The sequence below is a fragment of the Rhabdothermincola sp. genome (assembly GCF_036846205.1).
In the GTDB taxonomy this organism is placed as follows: Bacteria; Actinomycetota; Acidimicrobiia; order Acidimicrobiales; family Acidimicrobilacustridaceae; genus Rhabdothermincola.
Genome location: NZ_DAIUCK010000037.1, coordinates 1 through 21,377, shown reverse-complemented (window position 1 = coordinate 21,377; position 21,377 = coordinate 1). Strand labels below are relative to the sequence as shown.

General features: G+C 70.0%; 17 protein-coding genes. 5 read left to right on the top strand and 12 right to left on the bottom strand.

What is annotated here, in order from left to right; genetic code table 11:
* The first annotated feature begins 10 nt into the window (after positions 1-10).
* Positions 11-2,863 (top strand): EAL domain-containing protein, encoded by a 2,853-nt coding sequence (locus V7004_RS07330; RefSeq protein ID WP_334143079.1) that lies wholly within the window; start codon positions 11-13, stop codon positions 2,861-2,863.
* A 41-nt stretch (positions 2,864-2,904) separates the two neighbouring features.
* On the opposite strand, the gene V7004_RS07325 is transcribed toward V7004_RS07330, so the two are convergent.
* A complete protein-coding gene (locus V7004_RS07325; protein ID WP_334143077.1) occupies positions 2,905-3,648 on the bottom strand; it encodes an SDR family oxidoreductase in 744 nt (247 codons plus the stop codon).
* Between the two features lie 228 nt (positions 3,649-3,876).
* On the opposite strand from V7004_RS07325, the gene V7004_RS07320 reads away from it, so the two are divergent.
* Positions 3,877-4,938, top strand: coding sequence for an IS110 family transposase (locus V7004_RS07320; protein WP_442968022.1), 1,062 nt, complete (start codon positions 3,877-3,879; stop codon positions 4,936-4,938).
* A gap of 14 nt (positions 4,939-4,952) precedes the next feature.
* The gene (locus V7004_RS07315; protein WP_334143074.1) at positions 4,953-6,938 is read left to right on the top strand and encodes a thioredoxin domain-containing protein; all 1,986 of its coding nucleotides are present in this window, start codon (positions 4,953-4,955) and stop codon (positions 6,936-6,938) included.
* A gap of 10 nt (positions 6,939-6,948) precedes the next feature.
* On the opposite strand, the gene V7004_RS07310 is transcribed toward V7004_RS07315, so the two are convergent.
* From V7004_RS07310 to V7004_RS07290, 5 genes are all read right to left on the bottom strand, one after another.
* Positions 6,949-7,548 carry a nitroreductase family protein gene (locus tag V7004_RS07310; protein ID WP_334143073.1) on the bottom strand — a complete coding sequence of 200 codons (600 nt, stop codon included), beginning with the start codon at positions 7,546-7,548 and terminating at the stop codon, positions 6,949-6,951.
* 29 nt (positions 7,549-7,577) lie between these two features.
* Entirely contained in the window at positions 7,578-8,246 is a 669-nt protein-coding gene (locus V7004_RS07305) for a hypothetical protein (RefSeq protein ID WP_334143072.1), read from the bottom strand.
* A 50-nt stretch (positions 8,247-8,296) separates the two neighbouring features.
* Positions 8,297-11,836, bottom strand: a complete 3,540-nt coding sequence (gene dnaE / locus V7004_RS07300) for a DNA polymerase III subunit alpha (protein WP_334143070.1) — start codon at positions 11,834-11,836, stop codon at positions 8,297-8,299.
* Positions 11,837-12,025: 189 nt separating this feature from the next.
* The gene (locus V7004_RS07295) at positions 12,026-12,535 is read right to left on the bottom strand and encodes a bacterial proteasome activator family protein (protein WP_334143068.1); all 510 of its coding nucleotides are present in this window, start codon (positions 12,533-12,535) and stop codon (positions 12,026-12,028) included.
* A 23-nt stretch (positions 12,536-12,558) separates the two neighbouring features.
* Positions 12,559-13,656: an alkaline phosphatase family protein gene (locus V7004_RS07290; RefSeq protein WP_334143066.1), complete on the bottom strand. Its 1,098-nt coding sequence runs from the start codon at positions 13,654-13,656 to the stop codon at positions 12,559-12,561.
* Between the two features lie 80 nt (positions 13,657-13,736).
* On the opposite strand from V7004_RS07290, the gene V7004_RS07285 reads away from it, so the two are divergent.
* On the top strand, positions 13,737-14,204 hold the full coding sequence (locus V7004_RS07285; protein WP_334143065.1) for an RrF2 family transcriptional regulator: 468 nt from the start codon (positions 13,737-13,739) through the stop codon (positions 14,202-14,204).
* Here the strand turns inward: V7004_RS07285 and V7004_RS07280 are convergent.
* The 3 genes from V7004_RS07280 to V7004_RS07270 are packed head-to-tail and all read right to left on the bottom strand — an operon-like array spanning position 14,197 to position 16,222.
* Positions 14,197-15,111: an RluA family pseudouridine synthase gene (locus V7004_RS07280; protein WP_334143063.1), complete on the bottom strand. Its 915-nt coding sequence runs from the start codon at positions 15,109-15,111 to the stop codon at positions 14,197-14,199. The genes V7004_RS07285 and V7004_RS07280 overlap by 8 nt on opposite strands.
* Positions 15,108-15,584, bottom strand: coding sequence for a signal peptidase II (gene lspA / locus V7004_RS07275; protein ID WP_334143062.1), 477 nt, complete (start codon positions 15,582-15,584; stop codon positions 15,108-15,110). Before lspA ends, V7004_RS07280 begins: the two co-directional genes overlap by 4 nt.
* Positions 15,585-15,595: 11 nt before the next feature.
* Positions 15,596-16,222: a TraR/DksA family transcriptional regulator gene (locus V7004_RS07270; protein WP_334143060.1), complete on the bottom strand. Its 627-nt coding sequence runs from the start codon at positions 16,220-16,222 to the stop codon at positions 15,596-15,598.
* 139 nt (positions 16,223-16,361) lie between these two features.
* On the opposite strand from V7004_RS07270, the gene ileS reads away from it, so the two are divergent.
* Positions 16,362-19,448 (top strand): isoleucine--tRNA ligase, encoded by a 3,087-nt coding sequence (gene ileS, locus V7004_RS07265; protein WP_334143059.1) that lies wholly within the window; start codon positions 16,362-16,364, stop codon positions 19,446-19,448.
* A 9-nt stretch (positions 19,449-19,457) separates the two neighbouring features.
* Here the strand turns inward: ileS and V7004_RS07260 are convergent, their stop codons facing one another.
* Genes V7004_RS07260 through V7004_RS07250 form a run of 3 tightly spaced genes read right to left on the bottom strand, consistent with a single transcriptional unit; the run spans position 19,458 to position 21,231 of the window.
* Entirely contained in the window at positions 19,458-20,657 is a 1,200-nt protein-coding gene (locus V7004_RS07260) for a DivIVA domain-containing protein (protein WP_334143058.1), read from the bottom strand.
* Between the two features lie 52 nt (positions 20,658-20,709).
* Positions 20,710-20,964 carry a YggT family protein gene (locus tag V7004_RS07255; protein ID WP_334143056.1) on the bottom strand — a complete coding sequence of 85 codons (255 nt, stop codon included), beginning with the start codon at positions 20,962-20,964 and terminating at the stop codon, positions 20,710-20,712.
* Between the two features lie 9 nt (positions 20,965-20,973).
* A complete protein-coding gene (locus V7004_RS07250) occupies positions 20,974-21,231 on the bottom strand; it encodes a cell division protein SepF (protein ID WP_334143054.1) in 258 nt (85 codons plus the stop codon).
* Positions 21,232-21,377: the final 146 nt, after the last annotated feature.

Genomic DNA, 21,377 nt, shown 5'->3' with positions numbered 1-21,377 from the left:
TGTGCTGCCTGTGGAGGCGCGGCGGGCAGGCCCGATGGACGGTGCGCTGGAGCTCCTGGAGCTGCTCGGTCACCTGCCGGGGCACCTGCTCACGGTGATCAGCGCGGAGGGCCAGCCGACCTACGTGACTCCCTCGGTCGCCGAGAGCCTCGGCTACACCCCCGAGGAGTTCCTGGAGCAGCTCCCGACGCTGGTGCACCCCGAGGATCTCGAGCAGTCCCGCGCCGCCTGGAGGGGGGTGATGGCGGGACCCGATGCCCGGGTTGCGGTCACCGTGCGGCTCCGACACGCGGACGGTTCGTGGCGGTGGGTCGAAGCCGTCGGCGTCAACGCCGTCGACCACCCGGCGCTCGGCGGGGTGGTGTGGAACTACCGCGACGTCTCCGAGAACGTCCGCGCTGCGGCCACGCTGGCGGCCAGTGAACGCCGCTTCCGCACCATGCTCGAGCAGAGCTACGACCTGTTCCTCATCGTCGGCGGTGACCTGACGATCCAGTGGGCGAACCCGGGGACCACGACGACCATGGGATACGAGCCCGACGAGGTCACGGGCGTCAACGTGTTGGACTTCGTGCACCCCGACGACCACGAGCTCGCCGCCCGCAACCTCCTCGCCGCACTCGCGGGGACGCCCCCGCCGGAGCCGACCGTCGTGCGGGCCCGGCGCCGCGACGGGTCGTGGATCTGGGTCGACGTCGTCGGTGCCGACCTGCGCGACCACGAGATGGTCGGTGGCTTCGCGCTCTGCCTGCGCGAGGTCACGCACCGCCAGGAGGCCGAGCTACGGGTTCGCCGCAGCGAAGAGCGGTTCCGGGCGCTGGTGCAGAACGCCGCCGACTCCATCGTGGTCCTCGCGTCGGACGGCACGATCGAGTATGTGGGTGGTGAGCGCCAGCTCTTCGGCCGGGCCGTCGACGAGGTCCTGGGTCACGACAGCGTCGAGTGGGTTCATCCCGATGACCTCCCCCGCCTGGCGGGCGAGCTCGGGGAGGTCGTCAGCATGCCCGGCGCCAGCCGCCAGAGCACCTTCCGGGTGCTCAGCGGTGAGGGGCGGTGGCGGTGGGCCGAGGCGACCGTCACGAACATGACCGACAACGCGGCGGTGGGCGGCATCGTGGCCAACGTCCGCGACGTCACCGAGCGGATCGAGGCCGAGCAGGACGCGCAGCGGCTCATCCAGCTGTTCGAAGCCACCGAGGACCACGTCGGCATCACCGACCCGGACGGCCGCTTGCTCCTGCTCAACGCGACCGCCCGCCGCCATCTGGGCCTCGATCCCGACCAGCCACTCCCCGAGGTCGACCTGCGGTCGTTCTTCCCGCCGTGGGAACGCCACCGCGTCGACCACGAGCTGATCCCTGCGCTCATCGAGCGGGGATCCTGGAGCGGTGAGCTTGAGATCGCCCGGCCCGGCACCGACGAGACGATTCCCGTGCTGGCCCAGCTTCTGGCGCACCGGGACCCTGAAGGACGCATCGAGTACTTCAGCGCCGTGCTGCGAGACATCAGCGAACGCAAAGCGTTCGAGGCCCGGCTCGAGCACGCGGCCACCCACGACCCGCTCACCGGTTTGCCCAACCGCACCCTGCTGCTCGACCGGCTCACCATGGCTCTGGCCCGGGCCCGCCGGCACCACACGCTGGCGGCGGTGCTGTTCCTCGACCTCGATCATTTCAAGGTCATCAACGACAGCCACGGCCATTCGCTCGGCGACCAGCTGCTCGCGGCCATCGCCCAGCGCCTGACCGCCGCCCTGCGACCCGACGACACCGTGGCCCGCTTCGGAGGGGACGAGTTCGTCGTGCTCTGCGAGGAGCTGCGCAACGAGACCCAGGCGCTGGTGGTCGCTCAACGGATCCTGAAGGCCCTCGAGGGGGTGTTCGAGATCGGCGGCACGGAGATCTTCGTCGGGGCGAGCATCGGCATCTCCTACTTCCGGGTCGACGGTGACGGTGAGACCACCTCCGAGACGCTCCTGCGGGAGGCCGACGCCGCGATGTACCGGGCCAAGGACCGGGGCCGGGCCCAGATCGCGGTGTTCGACGAGACGCTCCGATCGCGCAACCTCCGGCGGCTCGACACGGAGACCGCGCTGCGGCGAGCGCTCGAGCGCGACGAGCTGGAGGTGCATTTCCAGCCGATCGTGGACCTGGCTTCAGGCCGGGTCCGGGAGCTGGAGGCGCTGGTCCGTTGGAACCACCCCGATCGCGGTCTGCTGCTGCCTGCGGAGTTCATCCCCATCGCGGAGGAGACCGGGCTGATCATCCCGATCGGCGCCCGTGTGCTGGAGGCAGCCTGCGAGGAGCTCGCCCGCTGGGAGCACGCGTTCCCCGACCTGCAACCGGTCAACATCTCGGTGAACCTGTCCGGCCGGCAGCTCGGCGACCCCGGCTTGCCGGACCAACTTGCGGGGATCATGGCCCGCACCGGTGTGCAGCCCGAGCGGATCGTGCTGGAGATCACCGAGAGCGTGCTCATGGACGACGTCGAGTTCTCCCACCAGACGCTGGCCCGACTGAAGACCCTGCGGGTTCGCCTCGCCGTCGACGACTTCGGCACCGGGTACTCCTCGTTGAGCTACCTGCGCACCTTCCCGGTCGACGTCCTGAAGGTCGACCGCTCGTTCGTGGCAGGCCTCGGCACCGAGGGTGGCGACGAAGCGATCGTGGCCGCCATCATCCGTCTGGCCCACACGCTGGGCCTGGAAGCGGTGGCCGAGGGGGTGGAAACCGCCGCCCAGCTCGAGCGGCTGCAGGTCCTCGGCTGTGACCTGGCCCAGGGCTATCACCTGTCCCGTCCCATCCCCGCCGGTGAGGTGACCTCGGTGCTGGGCCGGATCATGGTCACCGAGCCGCGCCGCTGAGCCGGGTCGGTCGGTCACCGGCTGATCGGCGGGCCAGCTCCTCAGGCCCGCAGGAGCATGCCTCCGTCGACGACGAGCGTCGCTCCGGTGATCCAGCTGGCGGCGTCGGAGCAGAGGAACACCGCGGCCCGCGCGATGTCGTCGGGCTCCCCGAGGCGGCGCATCGGCACGTGCCGGGCGATCGCGTCCTCGTTGCGCTCCCAGAGCGCGCGGGCCATGTCGGTCTTGACCAGCCCCGGGGCGATGGCGTTGACCCGGACCACCGGGGCCAGCTCCGAGGCGAGGTTGCGGGTCAGGTGCAGGAGAGCGGCCTTGGTGCCGTTGTAGATCCCGATCGAGTGCTCGACGCTCAGCCCGCCGATAGAGGCGATGTTGAGCACCACCCCGCCGGTCTCGGACATCGCGGCCCGCCAGGCGTGCTGGGTCCACACCAGGGGACCGCGCCAGTTGACCTCGACCGTCTTGTCGAACCGGGCCAGGTCGATGCCGAGCGTGGGGCCGAAGTACGGATTGGTGGCCGCGTTGTTGACGAGGATGTCGAGGCCGCCGAAACGCTCGATGGTCGCGGCCACACAGGCCTCGGCCTGCCCGGGATCTCCCGCGTGGGCGGCGTGGACCGCGACGTTGCCCGCCATCTGCGACGCAGCCTGCTCCAGCGCATCCTGCTTCCGGGATGACAGCATCACGTTGGCCCCCGAAGCCGCCAGCTCCGCGGCGATCGCCCGCCCGATGCCCTTGGACGCGCCGGTCACGAGCGCGGTCCTGCCGTCCAGCCTGATCTCCACCGGGCCAGGCTAACCACGGTAGCGTGCCCATCAGTGTCACTCTGGTCGTGGTCCGGGGGCTTGACTCGTAGCGTGGGTGCTCCTTGTTGTGGGCAGCATGGTTTCTGCCGGCCCCCGGACGCGCGGAACCGGCCGGCGTGGCTTGATGGGAGCGTGGCATCGCCCCGACTGAGGTGTGCCCACCGACCGGTCCCGTCGCTTCCACTCGACGTGAAAGGTGACGTGATCATGGTGACCCTCGGGATCGATGCGCACAAGCGCACCCACACCGTTGTGGCTGTCGACGACGCTGGCCGCCAGCTCGGCGAGAAGACCACGACGGCGACCACGAGTGATGACCACGTGGAGATGCTGTGTCGGGCCGAGCGGTTCGGTGACGAGCGGACCTGGGCGGTGGAGGACTGCCGGCACCTGTCCCGACGGCTCGAAGCCGATCTGCTCGCGGCGGGTGAGCGGATCGTGCGGGTCCCTCCGAAGCTGATGGCCCACGCCCGGGACGCAGCGCGCACGTACGGCAAGTCCGATCCCATCGACGCGCTCGCGGTGGCCCGCGCCGCGCTGCGCCATCCGGATCTGCCCGCCGCCCAGCTCGACGGTCCCGCCCGCGAGCTGCGACTGCTCGTGGACCACCGCGAGGACCTGGTCGCCGAGCGGACACGCGGCATCAACCGTCTGCGCTGGCTTCTCCACGAGCTCGACCCCGCCTGGGATCCCCCGGCGCGGTCGCTGACCACCATCAAGAACCTCGACGCCATCGTCGCGCGTCTCACGGCCCTCGACGGTCCCGTTGCTCGCATCGCGGGCGAGATCGTGACCCACGTCCGCGACCTCACGGTGCGCGAACGAGGCCTCGAACGCGAGATCACCGTCTTGGTGAGCGACCTGGCACCCACGTTGCTCACCCTCGTCGGAGTCGGAGCCCTCACCGCAGCCAAGATCGTCGCCGAGACCGCTGACGTCCGCCGCTTCCGGTCCAAAGACGCCTACGCCCGACACAGGGGCACCGCACCGTTGCCCGTGTGGTCGGGCAACCGTGAACGCCACCGCCTCTCACGCACCGGCAACCGACAGATCAACGCCGCCATCCACCGCATCGCCATCACCCAGATGCGCTGCCACGACAACGCCCGCGCCTACCTCGAGCGGCGCACCGCCAACCGCAACACCAGGACCCGAGCACGACGAGCCCTGAAACGACACCTCTCCGACGTCGTCTACCGCTCCCTGCTCGCAGACGCCCAACCCACGAACGCGACCAGCCCGACGAACTTGCTCGCGGCCGCCGCTTGACGTAGGAGCAAACCATGGCCAACCGCCTCGCTCGGGAGACGAGCCCGTACCTTCGCCAGCACGCCGACAACCCGGTCGACTGGTATCCCTGGGGCGAGGAGGCCTTCGCCGAGGCGCGGCAGCGCGACGTCCCCGTCCTGCTCTCGGTCGGCTACTCGTCGTGCCACTGGTGCCACGTCATGGCGCACGAATCCTTCGAGGATCCCGACACCGCTGCGGTCATGAACGAGCTGTTCGTCAACGTCAAGGTCGACCGCGAAGAACGGCCGGACGTCGACGCGATCTACATGGAGGCGGTGCAGGCCATGACCGGCCACGGCGGCTGGCCGATGACGGTTTTCCTCACCCCCGACGGTCGACCCTTCTTCGGCGGCACCTACTTTCCGCGCACGGCCCGCGGGGGCATGATCGCCTTCACCGACCTGCTGGCCCGCATCGCGCAGGTGTGGCGGGAGCGGCGCGACGACGTCGTGGGCCAAGCCGACGAGCTCACCGAGGCCATCAGCCGGACCAGCCGCCTGCAACCCGGCGAGGCCCTGCCGGGTCCCGAGGCCCTCCAGGCGGCCGGTGCCCAGCTGCGACGCCAGTTCGATCCCGAGTGGGGCGGCTTCGGTCGTGCCCCCAAGTTCCCGCAGAGCATGAGCCTCGAGCTGTTACTGCGGCTTCACGTGCACGACCGGTCGCCGGCAACACTCGAGATGGTCACCACCTCGCTGGATGCCATGGCCTCCGGCGGCATCTACGACCACCTCGGCGGCGGATTCGCCCGGTACTCGACCGACGCCACCTGGCTGGTCCCGCACTTCGAGAAGATGCTCTACGACCAGGCGCTGCTGGCTCGGGTGTATCTCCACGCCTGGCAGCTCACCGGTGAGCCCCGCTACCGCCAGGTCGTCGAGGAGACGATCGGCTACGTCCTGCGCGACCTGCGCCAGCCGGACGGCGGCTTCGCCTCGGCGGAGGATGCTGACTCCGAAGGCGTGGAAGGCAGGTTCTACGTCTGGACCGAGGCACAGATCCGGTCGGTGCTCGGCGACGACGCCGATGCGGCGATCGCGTGGTGGGGGGTGACACCCCAGGGCAACTGGGAGGGCACGAACATCCTGTGGCGCCCCGTGCGGGGCGACCTGATCCGGCCCGAGGCCATCGAGGCGGCCCGCCAGCGACTCTTCGAGGCCCGCTGCTCCCGGGTGCGACCCGGTCTCGACGACAAGGTGCTCACCGAGTGGAACGGGCTCATGCTGGCGACGTTGGCCGAGGCCGCAGCAGCGACCGGGAACGCCTCGTGGCTGTCGGCGGCGGAGGCGAACGCCGAGTTCCTCCTCGAGCACCTTCGCGGTGACGGCGGTCGATGGATGCGCTCATGGCAGGCAGAGGGAGGTGCCCGCCATCTCGCGGTGGCGGCGGACTACGGCGCCCTGCTGGACGCGTTCGTCCGCTTGGCGGAGGCGACGGGTCGTGCACGGTGGATCGACGAGGCCCGGGCGGTGGCCGACGGGTTGCTGGAGCAATTCTGGGACCGCGAACGCGGTGGGGTGTTCACCACTGGCGACGACGCCGAGCCGCTCGTGACCCGCCCCAAGGACCTCATGGACAACGCCACCCCGAGCGCCAACAGCCTGGCGGCGAACGGGCTGGCCCGCCTGGCGGCCCTCACCGGCGAGGTCCGGTACCAGGAGCGGGCAGAGTCGATCCTGCGCCTGCTGGGGGATCTCGTGGCCCGCCACCCGACCGCGTTCGGCCATCTGCTGGCCGCGGTCGACTTCCTCGCCACCGGGCCCACCGAGATCGCCGTGGTGGGTGACCGGCCCGATCTCCTCAGCACGGTGCGCTCGCGGTTCCTGCCGAACGCGGTGCTGGCTTGGGGAGAACCGTACGACTCGCCCTTGTGGGAGGGCCGCACCAGCCACGACGGGACCGGTCGGGCCTACGTGTGCCGCCACTACACCTGCCTGGCTCCGGCCACGACCCCCGAGGCCTTGGCCGCCCAGCTCGCCTGACCGGGATTGCTCACCAGCCGCCGCGGTGGACCACCTCACCGAGGGGCCGGCGGCCGCGCTGGAGCGACCGGCTCGGCCCGTGGGGGGCCGGGAAGCCGAGGGCGATGGTGCCGATCGGGCGCAGGTCGGCGGGCACCCCGAACTCCCGCATGACCGCTCCCTCCCGCTCGAAGAGGCCGAAGAACAGCCCGCCCAGCCCTTCGTCGACCGCAGCCAGCAGGATCGACATCGCCAGGAACGAGGTGTCGACGAGCCAGTACGGCACCGGCCAGCGGTCGGCCGACTCGCCGAGACGGCTGCGGGCCTTGTCCGGCTCGGCGTAGCGCCGGAGGTAGGCGGCCGGGTCCGCCAGGGGGATCACCAGCACCGGGGCGTGCAGCAGGCCTGGCCAGGGGAAGGCCTCCCGCCGCGGCGGTGGCAGGCAGACGTCCCAGTACCGGTCGGTCTGTTCCGGCCCCTCAAGGAGGAGCAGCTCCCACCCCTGGGTGTTGCCCGCCGAGGGCGCTCGCAGCCCGGCGAGGAGGATCCGTTCCAGTACCGCTCCCGGCACCGGCCGGGGGTCGAAGGCGCGCACCATCCGCCGGCGGCGGATCACCTCGTACAGTTCCACGGCTGCGACCGGGGCGGGGCCCCGGGATCTCAGGCGAGCTTGGCCAGGAACTCGGCCATCGCCCAGCCGAAGGCGATCAGCGAGTCGCCCCGCTTGGTGTCGAGCTGGCCGAAGAGGGCCTCCACCGACGGATCGACGGCCTCGGGCTTCAGGCTCTCGTGGTCGAGGACCAGCGGGAAGGTGTTGTCGCCGATGGTGGTGAAGTCCCGATCGTTGTAGCTGCCGTTCTCGATGCCGAACCGCTTGGCGAGCCGACGCCCCCAGGCCCGCTCTTCACCCGTGGCCTTGTGGTCGGGACGGGGGATCACGTCGGTGAGGCTCTTGAACGCCTCGAACCCACCGGGGTTCGTGAACCGGGTGCCCACGAGCACGTCCTCGTCGGGGAAGGCGAGCACGGCCCGCCGGTACAGGTCCATCATCATGGCCCGCAGGACCGCGTCGCGCTTGGCCGTGCGCTTGATCGACGCGAGGCCGACGAGCACCGCCGGTGTCCCCCCGATGCGCTCGAGGGTGGCGAAGGCGAACCCCTTGAGCGGGTTGCCGTCACGCACCAGCGTGACGAGCACCCAGGCCTCCGCCTGCTTGGACAGCAGCCCCACCTCGAACCGGCTCGGCCCCTCGGCGCACAAGTCGGCCATCTCGGACAGCTCGGAGTCACTCAGCGCCGTGCAGTCCTTGGTCGTCGCTTGGATTGCCACGGCTCTATAGTCCAGCGGTCTCCGCCGCCAGGTGCAACTCGGTCGGCCTCTCAGACCAGGAGGGCATCAGGGCCGAGCAGCACCCGCAGCTCCCCGAGCAGCCCGTTCGACGCGTCGACGCAGAACTCGTCGGGAAGGCGCAGGACCTGGCGGTCACCGAGGTGCAGGAACACCTGGGAGGAGCCCTGGTGCTCGCTCAGCAGCCCCTTGAGGTTGTGCAGCAGCCGCTCGCTCATGGTGTTCGGCGACAGCCGGATCCGCACCGGAGGAGCTCCGTCGATCACCGGCTCGAAGGCCTCGATCTCGGAGGCCACCAGCTTGGACTGGTCGTCGCGGGCATCGACCCGACCCTTGACGATGACCACCGCATCCTCTTCGAGCACGTGGCCGTACTGCTGCATGGTCTTGGGGAAGACCATGCACTCGATGGAGCTCTGGAGATCCTCGAGGGTGAACACGGCCATGAGATCGCCCCGCTTGGTCCACTTCCGCTGGAGCGCCGTGACCAGGCCGCCGACGACCCGAACCGATCCGTCGGCGAGGTCTTCGAGCTCGGCGAGGGTGCACTCCGTGCGCCGCCGCAGCGACGCCTCCGCTCCCATCAGGGGGTGGTCGCTGACGTAGAGCCCCAGCATCTCCTTCTCGAACGCCAGCCGGGTGCGCTTGTCGAACTCGATGTCGGGGATCTCGATGCGGGCGTCGTCGAAGCTCGCTGCGGGGGCATCGTCGAGGGCGGCAAAGAGCTCGAACTGCCCCTCGGCCTCCTTGCGGCGGCGAGCGAGGGTGCGCTCGATGATCTGCTCGAACACCCCGAGCAGTCCCTGCCGGGGATGGCCGAGTGCATCGAAGGCACCAGCCTTGATCAACGATTCCACCGCTCGCTTGTTGAGCACGCTGGAGTCCACCCGGTCGCAGAAGTCGTAGAAGTCGGCGAACGGACCGTTGGCCTCGCGCTCGGCGATGATCAGCGCTACCAGCCCTTCACCGACGTTGCGCACCGCGGAGAGCCCGAACGGGATCGACCCCTTGCCCGTTTCCGGATCGATCACCGCCACGAAGTCGCTCTCGGACACGTTGATGTCCGGTACCAGCACCGGGATGTTCATCAGCCGGCACTCGTTCAGGTAGACGGCTGCCTTCTCCAGGCTGGTCTTGACGCTGGTGAGCAGGCAGGCGAAGTACTCGACCGGGTAGTTCGCCTTGAGGTAGGCGGTCTGGTAGGCGACGTAGCCGTAGCCGTAGGAGTGCGACTTGTTGAACGCGTAGTCGGCGAAGGGTTCGATGATGTCGAACCACTCCCTGCCCAGCTCTGCGCCGTAGCCCTGCTCGACACACCCGGCGATGAACTTCTCCCGCTCGGCAGCGATCAGCTCCCGCACCTTCTTGCCGCACGCCTTGCGGAGGTTGTCGGCATCGGCCAGCGAGTAGCCGGCGAAGCGCTGGGCGATCCGCATCACCGACTCCTGGTAGATCATCAGGCCGTAGGTGTCGGCCAGGATCTCTTCCGCGTCGGGGTGCAGGTACTCGATGGGTTTGCGACCGTTCTTGCGGTCCGCGTAGTCGAGGTGCATGTTGGCGGCCATCGGACCCGGGCGGTACAGGGCCACCAGCGCGGCCACGTCCTCGAAGCAGTCCGGGGCGAGCGATCGCATGAGGGCCCGCATCGGCCCACCCTCGAGCTGGAACACCCCGATCGACTCCCCGCGCTTGAGCAGCTCGAAGGTGGCCTCGTCGTCGAGGGGCACCCGGTCGATGTCGACGTCGACGCCCCGGGTGCGCTTGATCATCTCGACGGTGTCGGTGATGACGTCGAGGTTGCGTAGGCCGAGGAAGTCCATCTTCAGCAGGCCCAGCTCTTCGACCCCGTGCATCTCGTACTGGGTGACGACCGGGGCCTGCTCGGGGTCCTGACCGGATTCAGGCTTACGCTGGATCGGCAGGTACTCGGTGAGCGGCTCCTTGGTGATCACCACCGCCGCAGCGTGGATGCCGTCCTGGCGGCGCAGACCTTCGAGACCCCGGGCCACGTCGATCACCCGCTTCGCGTCGGGATCGGTGGCGTACATCTCGCGCAGCTCGGCCGCCATCTTGTAGCCGTCGGCGTACTTCGGGTGCTCCTCCAGGCACGCGTACAGCGGGGTGTCACGACCCATCACCAGGGGAGGCATCGCCTTGGCCACCTTGTCACCCACCGCGTACGGGTAGCCGAGCACCCGTGCCGCGTCACGGACCGCGGCCCGGGCCTTGATGGTGGAGAACGTGACGATCTGGGCGACGTGGTCGCGCCCGTAGCGCTCCGCCGCGTAGCGGATCATCTCGTCCCGGTAACGGGAGTCGAAGTCCATGTCGATGTCGGGCATCGAGATGCGCGACGGGTTCAGAAAGCGCTCGAAGAGCAGGTCGTAGCGGATCGGGTCAAGGTCCGTGATGCGCAGGCAGTAGGCCACCGCGCACCCGGCCGCGCTCCCCCGGCCGGGCCCGACCCGGATGCCCCTCTCCCGCGCGAAGCGGATGAGGTCCCAGACGATGAGGAAGTACGAGCTGAAGCCCATGTCCGCGATGACCGCCAGCTCGTAGGCGAGCCGCTCGACGACGTGGTCGGGCAGGGGGTCGCCCCAGCGCTCCCGGGCACCGGCGAAGGTGAGGTGCTCGAGGTACGCCCGGTCATCGGCGAAGCCCTCGGGCAGCGGGAAGTCCGGTAGCTGGGGCTTGCCGAACTCGATGCGCACGTCGCAACGCTCGGCGATCCACAACGTGTTGTCACAGGCCTCGGGGAGCTCCGAGAAGAGCCGGCGCATCTCGCCGGCGGTCTTCAGGAAGTGCTGGTCGCCGTGGAACTTGAACCGGTCGGGATCGCTCATGAGCGAGCCGGTCTGCACGCACAGCAGCGCGTCGTGGGCCACGGCGTCGTGCTGGTGCGTGTAGTGGCTGTCGTTGGTGGCGAGCAGCGGCGCCTGCAGCTTGCGGGCGATCTCCAGCAGCTCCGGGTTCGTGCGCTGCTGCTCGGGCATGCCGTGGTCCTGCAGCTCGATGAAGAAGTGGTCGCGACCGAAGATGTCCTGCAACCGGGCAGCCTTGGCCAGCGCCTCCTGCTCGTTGCCTTGGAGCAACGCTTGCAGGACCTGCCCGCCCAGGCACCCGCTGGTGACGATCAGGCCCTCGTGGTGCTCCTCCAGCAGCTCCCAGTCGACCTTGGGCTTCATGTAGTAGCCCTCGAGGTACGCCCGGCTGGAGAGCTGGATGAGGTTCTTGTAGCCGGTCTCGTTCTCGGCCAGCGCCGTGAGGTGGTAGTAGGCCTTGCGGCCACCATCGGCCTCACCGCCGGTGTCGTCCTGGCGACCGCGGCGGCTCGGCCGCTCGGTGCGGTGCTCGTAGGCCTGGTACAGCTCGGACCCGATGATCGGCTTGATGCCCGCGGCCTGGCATGCCTTGTAGAAGTCGAGCACCCCGTACATGTTCCCGTGGTCGGTGATGCCGATCGCGGGCTGCCCGTCGGCCGCGGCCTTGGCCACCACGTCGCTCACCCGGGCAGCACCGTCGAGCATCGAGAACTCGGTGTGGAGGTGCAGGTGGGCGAACGAATCAGTCAACGGCTCTCTCTCCTCCACAGGCCGTCCACAGCTGTCGTCCCCCGGCTGTGGACGAACTACACGGGTGTGATTCGGAACGTACCACGGGCGGGCAGGCTCCGCCGGCGGTCGGTGTCCGATCCCGCCAGGGACGAGCCGAGAGGACGCTCCGCCGGGCCTGCAGGTCGGCCCCCGGGCGCTCCCCCGGGCCTACAGGTAGGTGCCGGGGCGCTCCGCCGGCGACGGTCGGGCACCTGGCTGAGCCGGGTTGAGTTGGGCGCGCATGTTCTCGAGCTGCTGTCGAGCGGCCATCTGCTGCGCGAAGAGGGTGGCCTGGATGCCGTGGAAGAGGCCCTCGAGCCAGCCCACGAGCTGGGCCTGCGCCACCCGCAGCTCGAGGTCGGACGGGATGGCTTCGTCGCCGAACGGAAGCGCCAGGCGCTCCAGCTCAGCCCGCAGGTCCGGAGAGAGCGCCGAGCCCAGCTCGTCGACCGAGGTCTGGTAGATGGACTTGAGGCGCTCCCGCGAGGGCTCGTCCAGCGTGGTGGAGCGGACCTCGTCCAAGAGCTGCTTGATCATCGAACCGACGCGCATGACCTTCGCGGGCTCTGACACGAACTCCCGCTCGGGAGGCTCGCGATTGCCCGTGTCGTCGTCGCTCGGGAGGATCAGCTCACCGTGCTCGACGGTCGGGCCAGCATTGATCGGGTCATCCGGCATGGCTCGTGCTCCTCAGGATCGGGTCAGGCGCGGCGTGCCAGCAACGGCACCCGCATCTCTGCGGGGGTCAGGGACCCGTGGCGGCCCACCAGCTCGAACGGGCCGGTGTCGTCCGGGTCGACGTAGGCCACCGGGTCCCGGGCCACCAGGGCGACGTCGCCGAGCCGGGATCGGGCCGCGTCGACCGTCGTCGGACCGAACCAGTGCTCGTCGAGCATCTGCTCTCGGCTGACCACCCAGCCGGTCGTAGCGTGATGGGCTCGGGCGGCTTCGAGCAACGCCGGGGCGCGTCCCGGTCGGGCGTGCAGCCAGCGGAAGCGACCCTCCCCCGACTGGTGGGAGACGTGGGCCATCACGTCATCGTGCAGGGTCACGAGGTTCCCGCCGACCTCGACCTGGCCGTGGTCGGCGGTGATGACGAGCGAGGCGTCCTTCGGCATGAGCTCGAGCAGATAGCTGACGACCTCTTCGACCGCGATCAGCTCGGCGTCGTACTGCTCGCCCAACCCGTACTCGTGCGCGACCTTGTCGACCCCGTCGTAGTAGGCGTACACGAACGGCTCACCGGCCCGCAGCAGGCGGGTGGTCTCGGCCACCAGGGTGGATGGCATGCGGTAGCCGCAGAAGCGGGTGCCGTCGAGGTGGGCCTGGGTGAACCCGGTCTGGCGGAACTCGGCCCGGGTGACCACGGCGGGCCGGTGGCCGAGGAAGGGCTCGATCGACTGCACCTTCTCGGGTGGGATGGCCTCACGGGCATCGCGTCCTGCGACCGACCACCGAAGCACGTTGAGGACCTCACCTTCCATGCTCATCCGGTAGCCGATCACGCCGTGCTCACCAGGTGGCAGGCCCGTAACGATGGAGGTCAGCGCGGTCGAGGTGGTCGAGGGCGCGACCGTGAGGATCGGCCCACCCTCCATGCTGCACAGCGTCGGAGCCAGGTGCGCGCGCTCTTGCAGTTGCTCCCAGCCGAGCCCGTCGAGAACGAGTAGGACCACCTGGTCGGCGCGGGCCGCGCTCGGGAGCCACGACGGGGGATCCTCGGGGGGTTCCAGCAGCGCCGGCATGACGTTCGTGATGCAGGCTCCTCCGTAGTCCGGAAGCAGGAGTTCGTCGCCCAACTGGTTCCTTTCCGCTCGCCGATCAACCGTACCGGACCGGGGACGGCGTCCACACGCCTGCCCACCCTACGATGGGGCGGGTGAAGGTCTCGACGCGTGGCGACTACGCCAGCCGGGCTCTCCTTTCGCTCGCCCTGCACGCGCACGAAGATGGGCCGACGTCGGTGCGCGACATCGCAGAGCGGACCGGGTTACCCCAGCCCTACCTGGAGCAGATCCTCCTGGCCCTGAAGGGAGCGGGGCTGGTGCGCTCCAAGCGAGGGGTCGGCGGGGGCTACGTGCTCGCCCGCCCCCCTGAGGAGATCGCCCTCTCGGAGATCCTCTCCGCGGTCGACGGCCCGATCGTGGCCGGCGACTTCGGCGAGCCCCACACCAACGGGGCCTGTGACCACGAGGGCCAGTGCGTGCTGCTCGCGATCTGGGCCGACGTCGGTGAGCACATGCGCCGCTACCTCGGATCGCTCACGCTGGCCGACATCGTGGGCATGGCTCGGGGCGAGGCACCTTGGCCGGACGAGAAGCCCGAGGACGCCGAGCCTGTCAGCTGAGGCGGTCGAGCACCTGACGTAGATCGGTCGGCAGGGGGGACTCGACCGCGATGATGGCCCCGGTCACCGGGTGCTCGAAGCGCAGCGCGCCCGCGTGGAGGAAGATCCTCGGTACCGGCAGCGACGGGCGGGCACCGCCGTAGCGCTCGTCGCCCACGACCGGATGGCCGATCGCCGCGAGGTGGACGCGGATCTGGTGGGTCCTCCCGGTCTCGAGCTGGCAGCGCAGCAGGGTCACCGCCACCGGTTCGTGGAAGGACCTCACCACCTCGTAGCGGGTTCGCGCCTCGCGGCCGCCGGTGGCCACGGCCATCCGGGTCGGATCCCGAGCCGAGCGTCCGATGGGAGCATCGACGACCCCCCGGACAGTCTCGAACGCCCCCCAGGCCAGCGCCTGGTAACGCCGGTCGACCCGCCGGGCTGCCAGCGCCTCGACCAGCCCGTCGTAGGCAGCCGCCGTTCGCGCCACCACGATCAGCCCGGACGTGTCCCGATCGAGACGGTGCACGATCCCCGGTCGTTGCGGATCCGGCCCCACCGTGGCGATCTCCGGGTAGCGGGCCAGCAGCCCGTTGACCAGTGTTCCCGCCCGGCACCCCGCCCCGGGGTGCACGACCAGGCCGGGAGGCTTGTCGACGATCACCACGTCGGGGTCTTCGTGGAGGACTTCGAAGGCCACGGCCGGCTCCGGCTGGGGTCCCGCTCCGGGGCCCGGCAGGGGACGGTCGACTTCGAGACGATCGCCCTCCTCGACCCGATGCGACTTGGTCGTGACCGCCACGCCGTTGACCAACACCCGTCCGGCGGTGACCAGCTCGGCGGCCTCGGCCCGGCTGGCACCGGTCATGAGCGACACCACCCGATCCACCCGCTCACCGGCCAGGGCGGCGGGGACCCTCTCGATCACGGCTCCGCAGCCCGCAAGGAGCTCACCAGGAACAGCGCCACCCCGATCACCACGGCCGCGTCCGCCAGGTTGAAGATGGGCCACCACTGCAGGTCGATGAAGTCCACCACGGCCCCGGACAGGAACCCGTCACCCCGGAAGGCCCGGTCGCCGAGGTTGCTGAGCGCACCACCGAGCAGCAACCCGACCGCCACCGCGCCGGTCCGCGACGAGATCGTGCGGCCGTGCCAGACCAGCACGCCGATGACCGCGATCACGACCACCGCGATGAGTGGGCCGAACCCGCCGCCGAGGCTGAAGGCGAAGCCGGTGTTGGAGGTGAGGTTGAGGCGCAGGGTCCACACGAGGTTGATGACCCGGCCGCCGGCGAGTGCCTCGAGCGCCCACCACTTCGTCAACTGATCAGCCAGGACGACAGTCGCGGCGACGACCACCGGCAGCAGCCGACGATGCCGCTCCGAGGCGGTCGGCACCACCCGTCCACTCAGCGGCGCCCGAACCCCCCGGCCTTGTACTCGACGCGCTCCCGGGCCCAGGGGATGGCCCGGAGCCGCTCCTTGGGGATCGCGAGACCCGAGACCTCGCAGATGCCGTAGGTGCCGTCGGCGATCTTCGCCAAGGCCCGGTCGATCTCCTCCACCTGGCTACGGAACTGCGCGGAGAGCGCCAGGTCGCGCTCGCGCTCGACGGCCAGGGTGTCGCCCTCGCCGGACTCCTCGTCGAACTGGACGTCGCCGGGTTCGCGCATCTGGGCCAGCTCGTTGGCCTCGGCGGTCAGCGCCTCGGCGTCGTGGACCAGCCGGGCGCGCTCTTCCAGCAGCGCCGCGCGCTGGGCGTCGAGGAACTTCGCGTCGAACGGTGACTTGGGCTTCGCGGCCGGCGCCTTCTTGGTCGGCACCTTCTTCACCGGGACCTTCTTGGCCGGCGCCTTGGCGGGGGCCTTGCTGGCAGCGGCCTTCTTGGCCGCCTTCTTCACCGGCACCTTCTTGGCCGCCTTCTTCACCGGCACCTTCTTCGCCGGCACCTTCCTGGCCGCCTTCTTCACCGACACCTTCCTCGCCGGCGCCTTGCTGGCGGCCGCCTTCTTGGTAGGGGCCTTCTTCGTCGCCATCTGGTGGACAACTCCTCTCACGGCCATGCTCCGGCCAGTCCGCCGCGAAAGGTCGCGGAGGCTAGGGCCTCGCACTTCGACCGTCAACCCTCCCCATCAGGTTCGCGACCCGGCGCGGCCGACCCGTAGGCTACGAGCCATGCCCTTCGGTCCCGTCGACCCTGATCTCGACCTGGTCGCTCTCGAAGAACGTGTGCTGGCCCGATGGGCCGAGCGCGACATCGTGGGCGAGGTTCGCCGGCTGCGCAAGGACGGGGAGCCCTGGATCTTCTACGAGGGACCACCGACCGCCAACGGCCGGCCCGGTCTGCACCACGTGTGGGCCCGGGTGTTCAAAGACCTCTACCCGCGCTTCCAGACCATGCGGGGCAAGCGGGTGCCCCGCAAGGGTGGCTGGGACTGCCACGGCCTGCCGGTGGAGCTCGAGGTGGAAAAGGAGCTTGGCCTCAGCAGCAAACAGGAGATCGAAGCGTTCGGCATCGCCAACTTCAACCAGCGCTGCCGGGAGTCGGTCCATCGCTACGTGGAGCACTGGGGGGCGCTCACCTCGAGGGCCGGGGTGTGGATCGACACCGCGGACGCCTACTGGACACTCTCCAACGACTACATCGAATCCGTCTGGTGGCTGCTCGAGCAGATGTGGGTCAAGGGTCTGCTCTACGAAGGGCACCGGGTCATCCCCTACTGCGCCCGCTGCGGCACCGCGCTGTCGTCGCACGAGCTCGGCCAACCCGATGTCTACCGCGACGTCGTCGACCCCTCGGTGTACGTCCGGTTCCCTCTCGTGGACCGTGACGCTGACCTGCTGGTGTGGACCACCACTCCCTGGACCCTGATCTCCAACGTCGCCGCCGCGGTCGGCCCCGACATCGACTACGTCCGGGTACGCGACCAGGGTGGCGGGCGGGACCTGGTCATGGCCGCCGCTCGCGCGCCCGAGGACGCCGAGGTGGCCGAGCGCTGGCGGGGCCACGACCTCGTCGGCTGGCGCTACCGGCGGCCCTTCGATCTCCTCGAACCGCCGGCAGGCGCCGATGGCTGGCGGGTGGTCGCCGCGGACTTCGTGAGCACCGACGAGGGCACCGGCATCGTCCACCTCACGCCCGCCTTCGGCGAGGATGACGCCCGGGTGGGGCGGGCCGAGGACCTCCCCGTCCTGAACCCGGTCCAGGCGGACGGCACCTTCGACCAGCGTACGGGTCCCTTCGCCGGCCGTTTCGTCAAGGACGCCGACCCGGCGATCATCGAGGATCTGCGGAATCGTGGCCTGCTGGTGCGCGAGCAGCCCTACCAGCACGCCTACCCCCACTGCTGGCGCTGCGGCACCCCGCTGATCTACTGGGCGAAGACCTCCTGGTTCATCCGCACCTCCGAACAGCGCGACACCCTCATCCGGGAGAACGAGAAGATCAACTGGCAGCCGCCCAACATCAAGTACGGCCGGTTCGGTAAATGGCTCGAGGGCAACGTCGACTGGGCGCTGTCACGCGACCGTTTCTGGGGGACGCCACTACCGATCTGGCGGTGCCGTAGCTGCGGCTCGGACACCTGCATCGGGTCGGTGGCCGAGCTGTCCCGCAGGGCCGGGCGCGACCTGTCGGAGCTGGACCTGCACCGTCCCTACGTGGACGAGGTGACGTTCCCGTGCGAACACTGCGGTGGGGACGCCTACCGGCTGCCTCCGGTGCTCGACGCCTGGTTCGACTCCGGCGCCATGCCCTCGTCGCAGTTCCACTACCCCTTCGACAACGACGAAACCTTTCACCGCTCGTTCCCCGCGGACTTCATCTGCGAGGCCATCGACCAGACCCGCGGCTGGTTCTACTCGCTGCTGGCGGTGAACGCCCTGGTCTTCGGCCAAACCCCTTACCGCAACGTGGTCTGTCTCGCGCTGGTGGTCGACGAGCACGGCCAGAAGATGTCCAAGTCCCGCGGGAACGTCATCGAGCCGTGGGACATCTTCAACACCCAGGGGGCTGACGCCCTCCGGTGGTACTTCTTCTCCGGCGGCCAGCCCTGGACCCCTCGCCGGGTCCACGAGGACGGCATCCGGGAGAGCACCCGCCAGACGCTGCTCACGCTGTGGAACGTCTTCTCGTTCTTCGCCACCTACGCCGACCTCGACGGCTGGCAGCCCGATGGCCAGGCTCCGAGCACCCCGACCCACGTGCTCGACCGCTGGATCCTCTCCGAGCTCGACGACACGATCGAGCAGGTCACGGCCGCGCTCGAGGCCTTCGACGCGCTGGAAGGCTCGACCCGGCTGGCCCGCTTCGTCGACGACCTGTCGAACTGGTACGTCCGCCGCTCCCGGACCCGCTTCTGGAAGAGCAGCGACCCCACAGCCCATGCCACCCTCTACCGGTGTCTCACCACCACCGCCCAGCTGCTGGCGCCGTTCTGCCCGTTCCTGGCGGAGGAGATCTACACCACCCTCACCGGTGAGGACTCGGTGCACCTGGCGGACTGGCCGCAGCCGGCAGGACACCGTGACGAGGCGCTGGCGGCGCAGATGGAGAGCGCTCGCCGGCTGGTGGGCATCGGCCGGGCTGCCCGCACCGACGCCAAGGTGAAGGTCCGCCAGCCGCTGCGCCGGGCGATGATCCTGCATCCCGGCACACCGCTCGACCCGCAGGTGCAGCAGGAAGTGATCGCCGAGCTCAACGTCAAGTCGCTCGAGACCATCGACACGCTCTCAGGTCTCATGAGCTGGTCGATCCTCCCCAACTTCCGGGTGCTCGGACCGCGCCTCGGGCCGAAGGTCAACGAGATCAAACGCGCCCTGGCCGCGGCTGACGGGTCAGCCCTCCGCCAGCAACTCGTCGACCAGGGCTTCATCGAGGTCGCCGGCGAGCGCCTCGAAGCAGGTGACGTCGAGCTGCGAGCTCAGCGACATGAGGCGTTCGCGCTGGCCGAGGACGCCGGTTGGGCGGTAGCGCTCGACCTCGAGCTCGACCCCGAGCTGCGGGCCGAGGGCACCGCCCGCGAGCTGGTACGGGCGCTCAACGAGCTGCGCAAGGCGTCGGGATTCGCCATCGCGGACCGCATCCGGGTGCGGATCGAGCCGGTACCCGCCGTGGCGGCCGCCCTCGGCGAACACCGCGACTGGATCGCCGGGGAGATCCTCGCCACCACCTTCGAGGTGGGAGACGTCGGCAACGGCACCGGCGTGCAGGTGATCGACATCGACGGCGAGCCGGTGCGGGTCAGCCTCGAGCGGGCCTGACGTCGCTCGTCAGCGCCGCCACCGGCTTCGCTTCTGCTCTGCTTCGGCCTCGAAGTCGGCCTCGAAGAACGCCCGCATGGCCGCGTCGGCCTCGGCGTCGGGTTGGCCCAGCGGGTCCTCCCGCTCCGCATCGTCGGGGAACGGAGTGAACAGCTCGGTAGCCGGCCCGGGGTCCAGCGGTGAGCCGCCGGGCTCGGCGGTCTCGAACAGGCGCTCGGTACCGAGGTCGCCCGCGTCGGCACCCCCGCCCGCGGTGGGCTCCGCATCGGCTGCCGTGGTCTCGGCGACCGCCGTCGAGGCATCGGGGGTCGCTGGTCCCGGATGGGGCCCGCCCGGGTCCTCCGCCGCCGGCCCCTCACCGAGCGGTTCGCTTCCCGTGGGGCCGGGGTCGATCGTGGCCTCCCCCACCGCCGCCTGCGGCCCGTCGCCGGCGACGGCCACCCCGGGCGCGACCGCCTCCTCGGGGGCAGCTACGTCGCTGGCCATCTCCTCGGCCGCTGGTGCCGGCCCGGCATCCACCGCGGATCGCTCGGGCAGGGTCACAGGGTGCAACGGTGGTGGCTCCGCCACCCGGAGCCCGGCGGGGTCGTCGAGCGCCTGCCTGATGGCATCGAGCGCGCGCTGGATGTTCTGGCGCTCGGCATCGAGGTGGCTGCGCAACGCCTCGACGTCGGCCGACAACTCGTCACGGGCCCGCTCGAGCTCACCGACCTCGGCGAGGATCTCCCCTCGGCGCTGCTGCACCAGCTCGTCGATCTGCCGCTTCGCCTCGGCTCGCCGCCGCTCTGCCTCCGCCTCGACGTCAGCGAGGATCGACGCCGCCTGCTGGCGGGCCTCCGCGATGGTGGTCTGAGCCGAGCGGTTGGCGTCGTCGATGGTGGCGTCCGCGGTCTTCTGGGCCATGAGCAGGATCTTCGAAGCCCGCTCCGCTTCCTCCTGCTCGGCGAGGGGCCGGGGAGCGGCTTGAAGGCGAGCCAGGTCGGCCTCGAGCTTGTCAACCTGGGCCTGCGCGACCTCCTTCGCCCGTTGCGCGTCAGCAACCTTGGCCTCTGCCTCATCGGCCCTCGCCGTCGCCTCCCGCACCATGTCCTGGAGCTGAGCCACCTTCTCGCTCACCTGGGCGAGGAAGTTGTCGACCTCCTCCGGGTCGTAGCCTTTGCGGCGCTCCGAGAACTTGACGTCGGTCAGCAGGTGCGGCGTGGCGTCCATGCGGCCGATGGTAGCGAGGGCGCGAGCGCGCCGCCGCGATGGCCCATCGGCGTCATCGGCACAGGAACGCGAGCAGGATCTGGATACCGAAGAAGACCACGAGGGGTGACAGATCGAGCGCCACCGCGCCGAACCTGACCGGGGGCAGCACCCCCCGCAGGGGCGCCAGGACGGGCTCGGTGACGGCCTCGAGGACCCGGTACAGCGACCCCATCGCGCCGCCGCCCGAGATCGGGAACCACGACAGCAGGATGCGCACCAGGAGCACCAGCAGGTACACCTGCAGCAGGTAGCAGATGATTCCCACGGCGGCTGATCAGGCGTCGTGCAGACCGCGCTCGTGGAGGCGGCGCCGCTCCTCCGGTGAGACCTCGACGTTGGACGGGGTGAGCAGGTACACCTGGTGGGCGACCTTCTCCATGTGACCCCCGAGCCCATAGCACAGCCCGCTGGAGAAGTCGATCAGTCGGCGAGCCAGGTCGCGATCGACCCCTTGGAGGTTGAGGATGACCGGCTGGGTGGCCTTGAACTTGTCGGCCACCTCCTGAGCGTGGTTGAAGGACGTGGGGGACACCACATGGGGTTTCGCTGACGCGGCCGCTGGCACGGGCCGAACGACGCCCCGGGGTTTCGCGGCCACCGGCTCGCCGGCGGCAGTAGGGGGTGGCAGAGTCCGCACCGCGGGGGCTTCGTCCACCGGGGCAGGTGGTGACGATCGGG

Coding starts and splice junctions, on each gene's coding strand:
- V7004_RS07270 (WP_334143060.1), bottom strand. CDS start 16,222: ATGGCGACGAAGAAGGCCCCTACCAAGAAGGCGGCCGCCAGCAAGGCG.
- V7004_RS07295 (WP_334143068.1), bottom strand. CDS start 12,535: ATGCCGGATGACCCGATCAATGCTGGCCCGACCGTCGAGCACGGTGAG.
- V7004_RS07315 (WP_334143074.1), top strand. CDS start 4,953: ATGGCCAACCGCCTCGCTCGGGAGACGAGCCCGTACCTTCGCCAGCAC.
- V7004_RS07320 (WP_442968022.1), top strand. CDS start 3,877: ATGGTGACCCTCGGGATCGATGCGCACAAGCGCACCCACACCGTTGTG.
- V7004_RS07260 (WP_334143058.1), bottom strand. CDS start 20,657: ATGGACGCCACGCCGCACCTGCTGACCGACGTCAAGTTCTCGGAGCGC.
- ileS (WP_334143059.1), top strand. CDS start 16,362: ATGCCCTTCGGTCCCGTCGACCCTGATCTCGACCTGGTCGCTCTCGAA.